The sequence below is a fragment of the Burkholderia sp. BCC0398 genome (assembly GCF_902833245.1).
Classification (GTDB): Bacteria; Pseudomonadota; Gammaproteobacteria; order Burkholderiales; family Burkholderiaceae; genus Burkholderia; species Burkholderia sola.
The window spans coordinates 1-14,792 of record NZ_CADFEM010000006.1; the positions used below are offsets into that span (position 1 = coordinate 1).

The 14,792-nt window shown below is 67.1% G+C and carries 11 protein-coding genes; 2 read left to right on the plus strand and 9 right to left on the minus strand.

The window, feature by feature from the left end:
- From HWX76_RS14405 to HWX76_RS14420, 4 genes are all read right to left on the minus strand, one after another.
- On the minus strand, positions 1-678 hold a 678-nt coding region (locus HWX76_RS14405; RefSeq protein ID WP_176015989.1), incomplete at its 3' end, for an acetyl-CoA C-acyltransferase.
- Positions 679-777: 99 nt separating this feature from the next.
- On the minus strand, positions 778-2,643 hold the full coding sequence (gene phaC, locus HWX76_RS14410) for a class I poly(R)-hydroxyalkanoic acid synthase (protein ID WP_050013180.1): 1,866 nt from the start codon (positions 2,641-2,643) through the stop codon (positions 778-780).
- Between the two features lie 361 nt (positions 2,644-3,004).
- On the minus strand, positions 3,005-3,844 hold the full coding sequence (gene pgeF / locus HWX76_RS14415) for a peptidoglycan editing factor PgeF (RefSeq protein WP_050013332.1): 840 nt from the start codon (positions 3,842-3,844) through the stop codon (positions 3,005-3,007).
- A 6-nt stretch (positions 3,845-3,850) separates the two neighbouring features.
- Positions 3,851-5,059, minus strand: a complete 1,209-nt coding sequence (locus HWX76_RS14420; RefSeq protein WP_050013181.1) for an RluA family pseudouridine synthase — start codon at positions 5,057-5,059, stop codon at positions 3,851-3,853.
- Between the two features lie 41 nt (positions 5,060-5,100).
- Here HWX76_RS14420 and HWX76_RS14425 point away from each other — a divergent pair, with 41 nt between their 5' ends.
- Positions 5,101-5,925 (plus strand): outer membrane protein assembly factor BamD, encoded by an 825-nt coding sequence (locus HWX76_RS14425; protein WP_046545840.1) that lies wholly within the window; start codon positions 5,101-5,103, stop codon positions 5,923-5,925.
- Positions 5,926-6,046: 121 nt separating this feature from the next.
- On the opposite strand, the gene HWX76_RS14430 is transcribed toward HWX76_RS14425, so the two are convergent.
- From HWX76_RS14430 to HWX76_RS14440, 3 genes are all read right to left on the minus strand, one after another.
- The gene (locus HWX76_RS14430; protein WP_176015990.1) at positions 6,047-8,302 is read right to left on the minus strand and encodes an ATP-dependent DNA helicase; all 2,256 of its coding nucleotides are present in this window, start codon (positions 8,300-8,302) and stop codon (positions 6,047-6,049) included.
- A 55-nt stretch (positions 8,303-8,357) separates the two neighbouring features.
- On the minus strand, positions 8,358-8,573 hold the full coding sequence (locus HWX76_RS14435; protein WP_006478692.1) for a YdcH family protein: 216 nt from the start codon (positions 8,571-8,573) through the stop codon (positions 8,358-8,360).
- A 76-nt stretch (positions 8,574-8,649) separates the two neighbouring features.
- Positions 8,650-9,393: a hypothetical protein gene (locus tag HWX76_RS14440; protein ID WP_176015991.1), complete on the minus strand. Its 744-nt coding sequence runs from the start codon at positions 9,391-9,393 to the stop codon at positions 8,650-8,652.
- A 164-nt stretch (positions 9,394-9,557) separates the two neighbouring features.
- Between HWX76_RS14440 and HWX76_RS14445 the strand changes: the two genes are divergently transcribed.
- Positions 9,558-11,882, plus strand: coding sequence for a Tex family protein (locus HWX76_RS14445; protein ID WP_050013184.1), 2,325 nt, complete (start codon positions 9,558-9,560; stop codon positions 11,880-11,882).
- Positions 11,883-11,997: 115 nt separating this feature from the next.
- Here the strand turns inward: HWX76_RS14445 and HWX76_RS14450 are convergent, their stop codons facing one another.
- Positions 11,998-13,914: a potassium transporter Kup gene (locus HWX76_RS14450; RefSeq protein WP_050013185.1), complete on the minus strand. Its 1,917-nt coding sequence runs from the start codon at positions 13,912-13,914 to the stop codon at positions 11,998-12,000.
- A 275-nt stretch (positions 13,915-14,189) separates the two neighbouring features.
- Positions 14,190-14,786: a phosphoribosyltransferase gene (locus HWX76_RS14455; RefSeq protein ID WP_006478688.1), complete on the minus strand. Its 597-nt coding sequence runs from the start codon at positions 14,784-14,786 to the stop codon at positions 14,190-14,192.
- Positions 14,787-14,792 lie beyond the last annotated feature (6 nt).

Genomic DNA, 14,792 nt, shown 5'->3' on the forward strand with positions numbered 1-14,792 from the left:
CGCCGTCACGCCGTGACGCACGAACTCGTCGGTCGCGAACTGCAGCGGCTCGCCCTTGCGTTGCGGGATCGACACCGGCACGATCTCGTCGTCGAAGCGCCCGGCCTTCTGCGCAGCTTCCGCCTTGTTCTGCGACAGCGCCGCGAACGCATCCTGCTCTTCGCGCGTGATCCCGTATTCCTTCGCGACGTTCTCCGCCGTGATGCCCATGTGGTACTGGTTGTACACGTCCCACAGCCCGTCGACGATCATCGTGTCGACCAGCTTCGCGTCGCCCATCCGGAACCCGTCGCGCGAGCCCGGCAGCACGTGCGGCGCCGCGCTCATGTTCTCCTGGCCGCCCGCGATCACGATCTCCGCGTCGCCCGCGACGATCGCATTCGCCGCCAGCATCACGGCCTTCAGGCCCGAGCCGCACACCTTGTTGATCGTCATGCCCGGCACCGCGCTCGGCAGCCCCGCCTTGATCACCGACTGCCGCGCCGGGTTCTGCCCGGAGCCGGCCGTCAGCACCTGGCCCATGATCACTTCGCTGACCTGGTCGGGCTTCACGCCCGCACGCTCCAGCACCGCGCGGATCACCGTCGCGCCCAGTTCCGGCGCCGCAATCTTCGCGAGCGAGCCGCCGAATTTGCCGACCGCGGTCCGCGCGGCCGATACGATCACTACATCCGTCATTTCCCTTTCCTCCAGGCCCGCACGACACGGCGCATCGTTACCGGCCCTGTTAAAAAAACTGCGGTGCGCCGGACAGCGTGCGCCGCTGTCCGGTTTTCGTCAATCGCGCTGCAATACGTAGCGCCCGGGCGCCGGCTCGATCACCGGGAATTGCGCGGAACCCGGCTGGGCCGGCGGCGCGACCTTGCGGCCGCCGTACGCGTCGAGCCACTCGACCCACGTCGTCCACCAGCTTCCCGGCTGCTCGGTCGCCGCGGCGAACCAGTCGTCCGCGGATTCGGGCAGGTCGCCATCGTTGACCCAGTAGCTGCGCTTCTTCTTCGCCGGCGGATTGATCACGCCCGCGATGTGTCCCGACGCGCCGAGCACGAACTTCAGCGGCCCCGACAGGATCGACGTCGACGCGTAGGCCGTCTGCCACGGCACGATGTGATCCTCGCGCGAACCGTAGATGAAGGTCGGCACGTCGATCAGTGACAGGTCGACCGATTCGCCGCATACGGTCAGCGCGCCCGGTTCGCGCAGCTTGTTTTCGAGATAGGTATGGCGCAGGTACCACGCGTACATCGGGCCCGGCAGGCTCGTCGAGTCGCTGTTCCAGTACAGCAGGTCGAACGGCGCGGGCGTGCGGCCCTTCAGGTAGTTGTCGACGACGTAGTTCCACACGAGATCGTTCGGCCGCAGGAACGAGAACGTGTTCGCGAACTCGACGCCGCGCATCAGCCCCGGTTGCGCCCCGTTCTTGCCGCCGATGGTCTGCTCGCGCATCTGCACGTGCGCCTCGTCGACGAACACGTCGAGGATGCCCGTATCGGTGAAGTCGAGCATCGCGGTGAGCAGCGTCATCGATGCGGCCGGATGTTCGCCGCGCGCGGCGAGCACCGCGAGCGCGGTCGCGAGCATCGTGCCGCCGACGCAGAAGCCGAGCGTGTTGATCTGTTCGCGGCCGCTGACCTGCTGCACCGCGTCGATCGCCGCGAGCAGCCCTTCGTTCATGTAGTCGTCCCACGTCTTGTGCGCGACCGATGCGTCCGCATTGCGCCACGACACGAGGAACACCTGATGGCCGCTCGACAGCGCGTGCGCGACGAGCGAATTCTCGGGTTGCAGGTCGAGGATGTAGAACTTGTTGATGCACGGCGGGACGATCAGCAGCGGCCGCTCGAACACCTTGTCCGTCTTCGGCGTGTACTGGATCAGCTGGATCAGGTCGTTCTCGTACACGACCGCGCCTTCGGTACACCCGAGGTTCTTGCCGACCACGAACTGCGATTCGTCGGTCTGCGAAATCTTGCCGCGCTGCAAGTCGCCGAGCAGATTCATCATCCCCTGCCGCAGGCTTTCGCCGTGCGTTTCGAGGATCGATTTCTGTGCGTCGGGATTGAGTGCGAGGAAGTTGCTCGGCGCGGCGGCGGCCGTCCATTGCTGGACCGTGAAACGGATGCGCTCGCGCGTCTTCGGATCGGTCTGCAGCGCGTCGGCCAGTTCTTGCAGATAGCGCGCGTTGAGCAGATACCAGGCGGCCGCGAACGCATGCGCGGGCGACGCCTTCCACGCGTCGCCGCTGAAGCGGCGGTCTTTCAATTCCGGCGACTCGAGCTTCGCGGCGGCCGCCTGCTGCATCAGCGTCATGCAGTCGCGCGCGTAATCGGCCTGCAATGCCTGGAGCCGTTCGGGCGGAATCGCGGCCACCGGCAGCTTCAGCCCCGCGAACGGCGACGCCATCGCGCCGAAGTCGGGCATCGACGGCATCTGGAACGGAAACGACGTCGGAAACTGGAATGTCGCGAATGGATTGACCGAGGCCGATACCGTCGCGGCACGCGCCGGATCGGCAAAACCGCGCCACGCGTTCAACCACGACTCGAACATCTGCTGCATCGGCTGGGCGGCCGGATCGACACCGGCGCTGCCCGCGGAAGTGCCCGCATGCGCGGACGTCGACGAATTTTTCGATGCTGTCATTACCTGCCTTACCGGTGATTCGTGAGCGTCAATCGTGAAATCCTGCTCGCGCGCGGCGTGCCGGCTGCGAGCCGGGCCGTCATGCTCTGGAGAGGCGTCTCCAGATTCTGCCGCAGTGCGGTATTTTTATCATTATCGTTTTCCCCATGTGAAGCGCGAGATCAAACCACTGAACATTTCTGCACGGAGATAATCCACGCGCAACAGACGGGACAAGGGTTCCGGCGAAACATAAAACATTTTTTCCGGCTTGACCTCGGGATTTTTCATTCAGTCGCGCATGCAACGCCGCATTGCCGCCTCAATATCGAGATAAACCGATTTCGCGGCGCAACAAAACCACGCGCGCATGCGCATGCCGTCAATCGGCCAGCCAGATTGCCGCGGCCATGCGGCCCGTCACGCGGTCGCGCCGGTACGAATAGAAGCGCGCGCGTTCGGCGACCGTGCACGCCGTCCCGCCGCTCACGTGCGCCACGCCCGCACGCGCGAGGCGCAGGCGCGCAAGCGCGTAGAGGTCGGCCAGAAACTTGCCGGGCGCGCCGTCGATCGCGACGAACGCATGACGGGTTTCATCATGCTCCGACTGCGGAGCCGTGTCGAGAAACGCGTCGCGCACGTCGGCGCCAACCTCGAACGCCTGCGGGCCGATCGCCGGACCGAGATACGCATGCAGCGCGTCGATCGCGCCGCCCGCGAGCGCCGCGACGCGCGCGGCCGTCTGCTCGACGATGCCCGCCGCAAGCCCGCGCCAGCCTGCATGCGCGGCGCCGACCGCGCGGCCCTGCGCGTCGCACAGCAGCACGGGCAGGCAATCGGCCACCATCACCACGCAGACGGCGCCTGGTCGGTTCGTGACGCTCGCGTCGGCCCGCACCGGCGCCGTTGCAGCGGGCGCCGCGGCGATCACCTCGTCCGCCTGCACGATCTGCGCGCCGTGAACCTGCTCGAGCCACGCGGCGCCCGACTGGCCCGCGAGGGCGAGCACGCGCGCGCGATTGACGGCGACATGGTCGGGATCGTCACCGGTATGCAGGCCGAGATTCATTCCGCCCGGCAGCACGGCACCGTCCCGCCAACGCCCGTACGGGCCTTCGCTCACACCGCCGTCGCGCGTCGTGATCAGCGCGCGCACGCGCGGCGATACCCGCCAGTCGGGCCGCACGCAGTCCTGCCACGTCAACGGCGCCAGGTTCGTCATCGACACTCACTCCTCCTCATCGTCCAGGTACGGCTCGTCGTCGTGATACTCGCCACCGAAATCGTCATCGTCGTAGACACCGTCGTCGTCGTCGAATTCCTCGTCGCCCTGCCCGAAGCCGAGCGCCGCGACCAGTGCGTTCATGTCGTCCGGCAGCGGGCAGCGCCACTGCATCGCCTTGCCCGTGACCGGATGCACGAGGCCGAGCCGCCACGCATGCAGCGCCTGTCGCGCGAACCCGTCCGGCAGCGGCGCGACCGAGCGCTTGCCGCGCGCGCGCCCGTAGACGGGATCGCCGAGCAGCGGGTGCCCGGCGTGCGCGCAGTGCACGCGGATCTGGTGCGTGCGGCCGGTCTCGAGATCGCACTGAATCGCCGATACCGGCTGACGTTGCCACAGGCATGTGTCAACCGTTCGGAAATGCGTACGCGCGGGCTTGCCCGACGCGCCGGTGACGACAGCCATGCGCGTGCGCTCGCGCGGGTCGCGGCCGATCGGCGCGTCGATCGTGCCCTCCTCGGGCATCGTGCCCCACACCAGCGCGAAATAACGGCGCTTCACCGTGCGGGCCTGCAGTTGGCGCACGAGATCCGTCTGCGCGGCCAGCGTGCGGGCGACCACCATCAGGCCGGAGGTTTCCTTGTCGAGCCGGTGGACGATCCCCGCGCGCGGCAGGCCGGCCGCCGCGTCGCCGTAACGATGCAGCAGACCGTTGAGGATCGTGCCGCTCCAGTTGCCGGCGGCCGGATGGACGACGAGGCCGGCCGGCTTGTTGATGACGACGAGCGCGTCGTCCTCGTAGATCACGTCGAGCGGCACTGGCTCCGGCGTGAACGCGAGCTGCTCGGGCAGCAGATCGGGCACGAGCTGGATCTTCGCGCCCAGCGGCACCGGCTGGCGGATCTTCGCCGGCGCGCCGTCGACGAGCACGCGCTGCGCCTCGATCCAGCTCTGCAGGCGGCTGCGCGAGAATTCGGGGAACAGTTGGGCAAGCGCCTTGTCGAGGCGTTCGCCCGCGAGCGACAGCGGCACTTCGACGATACGCGGCGCGTCGTCGCGCGCCGCGGACGGCACCACGGGCGGCGGCAATGCGTCGCCGGCCAGATCGTCATCGAGGGAATCCCCCGACGCAGCGTCGGCGGGCCGATCGCTTGGGCTATAATCTTCGCGATTTGGTGTGCCCGGCTGGGCATTCTGCGAACTTGAACGGGTCATTTAGACTGGGTCACCGAGACTTGAAGCTAGGACATGCGAGCATGATGAATTCGACCAAACGCACGGCCAGAACCGTCGCCGCCCGGGCTGCGGCGGTAGCGGCCGCGGCCCTCATCGCCGGCTGCCACGGCTTGCCGCAGAAGCAGGACGAGACGGCTACCTGGTCGAACAACAAATTATACTCAGAGGCCCAGGACGCACTGTCCGGCGGCGACTGGGGCAAGTGCGCGAAGTATTTCGAATCGCTGCAAGGCCGCGATCCGTTCGGCCATTTCGCGCAACAGGCGCAGATCAACGTTGCATACTGCAACTGGAAGGACAACGAAGCGGCAGCCGCCGACCAGGCCGTCGATCGCTTCATCCAGCTCCACCCCGATCATCCGGACATCCCGTACGCGTACTACCTGAAGGGGATGATCCACTTCAACGACGATCTCGGCCTGTTCGGGCGCTTCTCCGGCCAGGACATGAGCGAGCGCGATCCGCAGGCGCTGCGCGAATCGTACGATGCGTTCAAGGTCGTCGTCGACCGCTTCCCGAAGAGCAAGTACGCGCCCGACGCGGCTGCACGGATGCGCTACATCGTCAACGCGCTCGCATCGCACGAAGTGCACGCGGCCGACTACTACTACCGGCGTGGCGCGTATGTCGCGGCCATCAACCGCGCGCAGCTCGCGATCAAGGACTACAAGGGCGCCCCGGCGATCGAGGATGCGCTGCACATCATGATCCTGTCGTACGGCAAGCTGAACCAGCCGGAACTCGCCGAGGACACCAAGCGCGTGCTCGCCGGCACGTTCCCCGACAGCCCGTACGTGACCGGCCATTCGCGCCCCGGTACGAAGAAGTCGTGGTGGCAGTTCTGACGCACGGCGCGATGTAACACCCGTTGCGCACGCAAAAAACCCGGCCATCGAGCCGGGTTTTTTATTGGCGCCGCATTCGGGCGGCGTCGGGGCGTTCACGCGGCATGCGCCGCGCGTGCGGTCACGCACCCGCACCCTTGTCGGAGCGGCGCTCGTCGAAGAAATCCTGCACGACCGCGATCTCGCGCGTGCGCTTGAACGGCGGCAGGCTTTGCCAGATCCGGCGCCCGTAAGGCTTGTCGACGAGCCGCGTGTCGCAGATCATCAGCACGCCGCGATCCGTCTCCGCACGAATCAGCCGGCCCGCGCCCTGCTTCAGCGTGATCACGGCCTGCGGCAACTGGTGCACGGCGAACGGGCTCAGCCCCTTCTTCGTCAATGCATCGAGCCGCGCGGCCAGCACCGGATCGTCCGGCGGCGCGAACGGCAGCTTGTCGATCACGACCAGCGACAACGCATCGCCGCGCACGTCGACGCCTTCCCAGAAACTCTGACTGCCGACCAGGATCGCATTGCCGTACGCGCGAAAGCGGTCGAGCAGCTCGGTGCGGCTGGCGTCGCCCTGCACGAGCAGCGGCGTGTTCCAGCCGCGCGATTCGATCACGTCGCGCAGCTTCGACGCGATCCGGTCGACCGCGCGCAGCGTCGTGCACAGCATGAACACGCCGCCGCCGGATGCCTCGATCGCCGGCAGCGCGGCATCGAAGACGGCATCGGTAAACGCCGGCGACGACGGCTGCGGCAGGTTGCGCGGCACATACAGCAGCCCCTGCGACTGGTAATCGAACGGGCTGGCGAGCGTCATCGAACGACGCGAACTGAGGCCCATCTGCGCCGCGTAGTGCGTGAAATCGCCGCGCACCGACAACGTGGCCGACGTAAACACCCATGCGCGCGGCACGCCCGCCCGCTGCTTCGCGAAAATCGGCGCGACCGACAGCGGCGTTTCGTGCAGCTGCACGGTATGCGCGAACACCTCGACCCAGCGCACCTTCTCGTTCGGATCGCCCTCGGCTGCCGCCTTGTCGCCGGCTGCCGCCGCATCGGCCTGCGCGGCTGCTTCCGTCGCGCCGGGCGCGACCCAGCCGGCCAGCAGGTCCTGCAGCTCGCGCGCGCGCCGCAGGCACGCACCGAGCGATTCCGCGCGCTCGGCCTGGCCCGCGAGCGCCGATGCGAGCGCATCGAGCGCAGCGTCGAGCGCGTCGAGCGCGCCGAACATCGGGTGATCGTCGCCGAGCTGCGCGAGCGACATGCGAACGATCTGGTCGTTCGCGAACGCGAGGCGCAAGTCGCGCGCCGCGCGCTCGAGATCGCCGCCGAGCTTCACCCATTCGACCGCGTCGCGCGCATGGCTCAGGCCTTCGGCCACCGTGTCGCGCGCGAGCTCGAGGATCTGCGTCGTCGACAGCGTCTCGCCGAAGAACAGCGTCGCCGTCTCCGGCAACTGGTGCGCTTCGTCGAAGATGATCGTGTTCGCGTTCGGCAGCAGTTCGGCCATCCCCGTGTCGCGCAGCATGATGTCCGCGAAGAACAGGTGATGGTTGACGACGACGACGTCGGCCTGCTGGGCCTCGCGCCGCGCCTGCATCACGAAGCATTCCTTGTAGTGCGGGCATTCCTGGCCAAGGCAGTTGTCGCGCGTCGACGTGACCATCGACCACACGGGCGCGTTTTCCGGCACGCTCGCGAGCTCGGCCTTGTCGCCGCTCTTCGTGATTTTCGCGAAGCGGACGATTTCCTGCAGATAAGCGGTGTCCTGCCGCGACGGCAGCCGGCCGTTGTCGGCCGTGCGCTGCAGGTAGTAGTGGCACAGGTAGTTGGCGCGGCCCTTGAGCATCGCGACCGTCACCGGCACCGCGAGCGCGTTGCGCACGGTGGGGATATCGCGCTGGAACAGCTGGTCCTGCAGGTGCTTCGTGCCGGTCGACACGATCACCTTGCCGCCCCACAGCATCGCGGGCACCAGATACGCATAGGTCTTGCCGGTACCCGTGCCGGCCTCGACGATCAGCGTGTTGTCGCCGGCGTCGCTGTCGGATTCGGTTGCCGCGGCATGCTCCGCGGCCGGCCCGCCCGGCTTGTCGGCGTCGCCCAGGCGGCGCGCCGGCCGCTTGCGGGTTTCGAAGATCTCGGGTTCGGGCATCCGGCGCGCCGACGCTTCCATCGCGGACGCGACCGCGCGCGCCATCTCGATCTGCGACGTACGCGGCCGATAGCCGTCGAGCGCGCGCGCCAGCAACCCGCCAACGCCAAAGATCGTGTCGAGTTCGTCGACGCGTTTGCGGCTCAGCTCGAAGGTGCCTTCGGGCGCACGAGCGCGCCCGGCGGACGTCGTGTCACGCCGGGCATCGGGGGTGGCTTCAAGCGGTGAATTCAAGGCAAGCGTTCCTGTGTCCAGCGCCCGGGCGGCGCCGGCGCTTGCCAGGCCGCGCTCAGGCGCGCTTATCCGGTTCGAGCTGCGATTGCAGCAAAATGATTTTGTCCTTGGCCGCCAGCTTTTCCTTCTTCAGCCGGTGCAGCGTGATGTCGTCGATGTCGGAGTGTCCTTCCTTCAGCTCGATCTCCCGAGCGAGCTGCTGGTGCTGCTCCTGCAATGCAGCCAAACGGTTGTGCAATTCCTGCTGCTGTTCCGTGTGACGGTTTTGCATACTTGCCTCCTCATCGAAGCAGCGCGACGACTGGCGTGCCGACGCGCCCGAGACTGATCCCGATCAATTCAACACGTTACTGCCCCTGCTGTTGCTGCTGCTTGGCCTTCTGGGCCGCTTCCTGCTGACGCCGCTCGACATCGGCCTTGTGCTGCGCGGCTTCCTTCTGCTTCTGCTCGTAACGCGTGGCGTTGTCCGCCCGCTCCTGCGCCTTCTGCGCGGCCTGCTGGTGCGCCTGGTCGAGCTTGCGCTGGAAATCCGCCTGCTTCTGGTCGTACGCCTGCTTGCTCGCCGCGCGTTGCGGCCCTTCCGCGCCGCGCTGCGCCTGCTTCAGTGCATTCTGCTCCTGCTTGTCGCGGAATGCAGCCGCGTTGGCCACGTCGTTCGCCGCCCGCTGCGGCGCTTCCGCCGCGTTCTGGGCCTGCTTCAGCGCCTGCTGCTGGTCGCGCTGCTGCGCCCGCACCGCGCGCTGCTCGTCGTTGAGCGCGAGCTGCTCCTGGCGGATGCTCGCGCGCTCCTCGCGCATCTGGTCACGCGCCTTGCCCAGACAGTGATTGACGAAGAATTTGTTGTAGCAATCGTGCTCCGCCACCGCATAACGATAATCGTTTTCCGCGGAGCGTTGATTGAGCACTTTTTGACGGGCGTCGAAATCCGGGGCGGCGGAGGCGGCAACGGGCGCGGACGCGGACGCGGCGGCGTCCGAGGCCTGCGCGAATGCGCCGGAAGGCCCGGCAGACAAAGCCGCGGCGAGCGCTGCGCCGAGCGCGACGAGAGAAATACGGGAAGTTGGCAACGTCGTAGGAAAGCTGCGGGACATGTGTCAAATTCTATCACCCCCGGCTGGACGCTCCGCCATTTATGGCAAAATGCCCCGCTTCATTCACCCGCGGCCTCTGGCCCGCCGGGCCCGCCGGGCAGCCCGCCGCTTCGGGCCTGCCGGCCCGCGCCGCGATTTCAGCAGGCAGACAGACCATCCACGACATGACGGAAACCGTAGCATTCAAGATCGTACAGCGCATCGCCACCGAACTGTCCGTCCAGCCGCGCCAGGTCGCGGCGGCCGTGCAACTCCTCGACGAAGGCTCGACCGTTCCGTTCATTGCCCGGTACCGCAAGGAAGTGACCGGCAACCTGGACGACACGCAGCTGCGCAACCTCGAGGAACGCCTCCTGTACCTGCGCGAACTCGAGGATCGCCGCGCCGCGATCCTGTCGAGCATCGACGAACAGGGCAAGCTGACCGACGAACTGCGTGCCGCGATCGACGCGGCCGACAGCAAACAGGTGCTCGAGGACCTTTATCTGCCGTACAAGCCGAAGCGCCGCACGCGTGCACAGATCGCCCGCGAAGCCGGCCTCGAGCCGCTCGCGCACGCGCTGCTCGCGAACCCGCTGCTCGACCCGCAGGCCGAGGCGGCCGCGTATGTCGACGCCGACAAGGGCGTCGCCGACGTGAAAGCGGCGCTCGACGGCGCGCGCGACATCCTGTCCGAGCAGTTCGGCGAGACGGCGGAGCTGCTCGGCAAGCTGCGCGACTACCTGCACAGCCAGGGCGTCGTGTCGTCGGCCGTCGTCGAGGGCAAGGAAAACGAGGAAGGCGAGAAATTCCGCGACTATTACGACTACGCGGAAACGATCAAGACCGTGCCGTCGCACCGCGCGCTCGCGCTGTTCCGCGGCCGCAACGCGGGCGTGCTGACGATCAAGCTCGGCCTCGGCGAGGAACTCGACGCGCAGGTGCCGCATCCGGGCGAGGCGATGATCGCGCGCCATTTCGGCATCGCGAACCAGAACCGTCCGGCCGACAAATGGCTGTCCGACGTCTGCCGCTGGTGCTGGCGCGTGAAGGTGCAGCCGCATATCGAAAACGAACTGCTCACGCAGCTGCGCGAGACGGCCGAAACCGAAGCGATCCGCGTGTTCGCACGCAACCTGAACGACCTGCTGCTGGCCGCGCCGGCCGGCCCGAAGGCCGTGATCGGCCTCGACCCGGGCCTGCGCACGGGCGTGAAGGTCGCGGTCGTCGACCGCACCGGGAAGGTGCTCGCGACCGATACGATCTACCCGCACGAGCCGCGCCGCGACTGGGACGGCTCGATCGCGAAACTCGCGCGCATCGCCGCGCAGACGCAGGCCGAACTGATCAGCATCGGCAACGGCACCGCATCGCGCGAAACCGACAAGCTCGCGAGCGAACTGATCGCGAAACACCCGGAGCTGCGGCTGCAGAAGATCGTCGTGTCCGAAGCCGGCGCGTCGGTCTACTCGGCGTCCGAGCTCGCCGCGAAGGAATTCCCGGACCTCGACGTGTCGCTGCGCGGCGCGGTGTCGATCGCCCGCCGCCTGCAGGACCCGCTCGCCGAGCTCGTGAAGATCGAACCGAAGGCGATCGGCGTCGGCCAGTACCAGCACGACGTGAACCAGCGCGAACTCGCCCGCTCGCTCGACGCGGTCGTCGAGGATTGCGTGAACGCGGTCGGCGTCGACGCGAACACCGCGTCGGCCCCGCTGCTCGCCCGCGTGTCGGGCCTGAACGCGACGCTCGCGCGCAACATCGTCGACTACCGCGATGCGAACGGCCCGTTCCCGTCGCGCGAGCATCTGCGCAAGGTGCCGCGCCTCGGCGACAAGACCTTCGAGCAGGCCGCCGGCTTCCTGCGCATCAACGGCGGCGAGAATCCGCTCGACCGCTCGTCGGTGCACCCGGAAGCGTATCCGGTCGTCGAACGGATGCTCGCGAAGATCAACAAGCGCATCGACGACGTGCTCGGCAACCGCGAAGCGCTGTCGGGCCTGTCCCCGACGGAATTTGTTGACGAACGTTTCGGCCTGCCGACCGTGCGCGACATCCTGGCCGAACTGGAGAAGCCGGGCCGCGATCCGCGCCCGGAATTCAAGACGGCCACGTTCCGCGAAGGCGTCGAGAAGGTATCGGATCTCGTGCCGGGCATGACGCTCGAAGGCGTCGTGACGAACGTCGCCGCGTTCGGCGCGTTCGTGGATATCGGCGTGCACCAGGACGGCCTCGTCCACGTGTCCGCGATGTCGACGAAGTTCGTCAAGGACCCGCACGAAGTCGTGAAGGCCGGCCAGGTCGTCAAGGTGAAGGTGATCGACGTCGACGTGAAGCGCCAGCGCATTGCGCTGACGATGCGCCTCGACGACGACGCGGCAGCGCCCGGCATGACGTCGCGCGGCGGCCAGGATCGCGGCAACGCGGGCCGCGGCGCCGCCCGCCCGCAGCGTTCGCGCGAGCCGGAACCGGCCGGCGCGATGGCCGCTGCATTCGCGAAGCTGAAGCGCTGAGCACGCGAAGCGTCGACGCACAAAAAACCCGCCGAAAGGCGGGTTTTTTATTGCTTCGGCGACACGCGCCGCCTGCTCGGCATGGTCCGCCGCATGGGCGGCCCCATCGCGCCCGTCAGATCTCGATCTTGGTGCCGAGCTCGACGACGCGGTTCGCCGGAATCGAGAAGAAGTCGGTCGGCTTCGCCGCGTTCTGATGCATCCACGCGAACACGCGCTCGCGCCAGATCGACATCCCCGGCAGATGCGTCGGCACCACCGTTTCGCGCGCGAGGAAGAACGACGTGTCCATCAGTTCGAACGTCATGTCGTGCGTGCGGCCGAATTCCTCGAGCACGGCCTTCACGTCCGGCGTCTCGTTGAAGCCGTACTCGGCCTTGACGATGTACAGCCCGCCGCTCGCATCGCGCGAACTCAGGCGCTTGTCGTCGCGCACGTACGGAATGTCGCGCGTGACGAACGTCAGGAAAATGGTCCGCTCGTGCAGCACCTTGTTGTGCTTCAGGTTGTGCAGCAGGCTGACGGGCACGAGCTTGTCGTTGCCGGTCAGGTAGATCGCGGTGCCCGACACGCGGTGCGGCGGATGCGCGAGCAGCCCCTGCAGGAACGGCTCGAGCGGGATACCGTCGGCCGCCGTGCGTTCCTTGACGATGTGACGCCCCTTGTACCAGGTCATCAACAGGAAGAACAGCAAGGCGCCGATGCCGAGCGGCAGCCAGCCGCCCTGCGCGACCTTCAGCAGGTTCGCGCCGAAAAAGCCGAGGTCGATCGCGAGGAACACGGTGATGATCGCACCGACCAGCAGCCGGTTCCAGTTCCACACCTTGACCATCACGACGCACGCGAGCACGGTCGTGATCACCATCGTCGCCGTCACCGCGATGCCGTACGCGGCCGCGAGGTTGTCGGAGCTCTTGAAGCCGACGACGATACAGAGGATCACGGCCAGCAGCAGCCAGTTCACGACCGGCACGTAGATCTGGCCGATCGCGAGCTCGGACGTATGCAGTACCTTCATGCGCGGCACGTAGCCGAGCTGGATCGCCTGCGACGTCAGCGAATACGCGCCCGAGATCACCGCTTGCGACGCGATCACGGTCGCGACCGTCGACAGCACGACGAGCGGCAGCAGCCCCCATTCGGGCGCCAGCAGGAAGAACGGGTTTTCGATCGCCTTCGGATTCTGGATCAGCAGCGCGCCCTGACCGAAGTAGTTCAGCACGAGCGACGGCATCACGAGCCCGTACGCGGCGTACCGGATCGGCTTTGCGCCGAAGTGCCCCATGTCCGCGTAGAGCGCTTCCGCGCCGGTCAGCACCAGCACGACCGAGCCGAGCACGACGTACGCCTGCAGCAGGTGGTCGGCCATGAACGACGCCGCGTAATACGGATTGATTGCCGCGATGATGCCCGGCACGCGCACGATGTGGTACACGCCGAGCGCCGCGATCACGACGAACCACAGCACCATGATCGGGCCGAACAGCTTGCCGACCAGCGCGGTGCCGTGCCGCTGGATCCAGAACAGCGCGATCAGGATCACGATCGTGATCGGCAGCACGAGATGGGACAGGTGCGGCGTCGCGATCTCCAGACCTTCGACGGCCGACATCACCGAGATCGCCGGCGTGATCACCGCGTCCCCGTAGAACATGCACGCGCCGAATATCCCGAGCGCCATCAGCGCGCCCGCGACCCGGGTTTTGGAATCGAGCGGCCGCAGCGACAGCGCCATCAGCGCGAGCACGCCACCTTCGCCGTTGTTGTCCGCCCGCATCACGAATAGCAGGTACTTGACGCCGACCACCAGCACGATCGCCCAGAACAGCAGCGAGATCACGCCGAGAATCGACCCTTCGGTCAGCGGGATGCCGTGCGCGGGGCTGAACGCCTCCTTGAGCGAATACAACGGGCTGGTGCCGATGTCGCCGAACACGACGCCGATGGCTGCTATCGCTAGCGCCCGCATCGAGTGTTGTTGCGTCGAATGCGGCGCGTGTGCGGCGTCGGTCGCGTGAGTCGTGTCGTTCATATGAAGCGTAATAATCGGGTCCGGGTCGGACAAAACGAGCGCTATTCTACTCGCGCCCCCGTGAAACACCGCCCTGCCGTGTTGCCGTGGAACCACGCGATCCACGCTGCGCATGCAATCCGGCGCGAGCTGTGGCAGGGCTGCCATCATAGCCGGGGCCGCGCCGCCTGCCTATCGGGTACGCAACGCGCACCGCGTGACGCACCGCGCGCGCCAACGAAAAAACGGCGCCGCAAGCGGCGCCGTACAAGGCTTTCCTTCGATCGGCCGGCCGCTTACGCGCCCGAACCGTCGCGCTGCGCGCGACCGCGCTTGATCCACGCCTCGAGGTTGTGCGGACGCACCGTGTCCCACTCCTCGAACGGCTGATGAATCCACGGATTCGTCGGCAGGAACTGCGTGTGATAGTCCGGCTTGACCTTCGAGCAACCCTTGTACCAGAGCACAGCCGAACGCACGGCCGTGACCGCCGGATAGCGCTCCTTCAGGTGCTCCTGCACGCGCGCGAGCGTGACGCCCGAATCGACGAGGTCGTCGACCAGCAGCACGTTGCCCGCGAGATGGCCGCGCGTCATCGTGATGTACTGCGCGATGTCGAGCTCGCCCTGCTCGGTGCCGGCCGCTTCCCGGTACGAGCTCGTCGCGAGGATCGCGAGCGGCACGTCATAGATACGCGACAGCTGGTCGCCGACGCGCAGGCCGCCGCGCGCGAGGCACAGGATCTGGTCGAACTTCCAGCCCGACGCATGCACCTGGAGCGCGAGCAGCTCGATCAGACGGTGATACTCGTCCCAGCCTACCCACAGATTCTTGTCGTCGTTGCGCGGATCGGTCATCAAGTCTGCCGCCGTCATCGTGATTTGCTGCGTCATCTGGCA

Bases quoted from the DNA above. Each gene is read 5' to 3' on its own strand.
- phaC (WP_050013180.1), bottom strand. From the start codon at position 2,643: ATGACAGCATCGAAAAATTCGTCGACGTCCGCGCATGCGGGCACTTCC.
- pgeF (WP_050013332.1), bottom strand. From the start codon at position 3,844: ATGACGAACCTGGCGCCGTTGACGTGGCAGGACTGCGTGCGGCCCGAC.
- HWX76_RS14420 (WP_050013181.1), bottom strand. From the start codon at position 5,059: ATGACCCGTTCAAGTTCGCAGAATGCCCAGCCGGGCACACCAAATCGC.
- HWX76_RS14425 (WP_046545840.1), top strand. From the start codon at position 5,101: ATGATGAATTCGACCAAACGCACGGCCAGAACCGTCGCCGCCCGGGCT.
- HWX76_RS14435 (WP_006478692.1), bottom strand. From the start codon at position 8,573: ATGCAAAACCGTCACACGGAACAGCAGCAGGAATTGCACAACCGTTTG.
- HWX76_RS14440 (WP_176015991.1), bottom strand. From the start codon at position 9,393: ATGTCCCGCAGCTTTCCTACGACGTTGCCAACTTCCCGTATTTCTCTC.
- HWX76_RS14445 (WP_050013184.1), top strand. From the start codon at position 9,558: ATGACGGAAACCGTAGCATTCAAGATCGTACAGCGCATCGCCACCGAA.
- HWX76_RS14450 (WP_050013185.1), bottom strand. From the start codon at position 13,914: ATGAACGACACGACTCACGCGACCGACGCCGCACACGCGCCGCATTCG.
- HWX76_RS14455 (WP_006478688.1), bottom strand. From the start codon at position 14,786: ATGACGCAGCAAATCACGATGACGGCGGCAGACTTGATGACCGATCCG.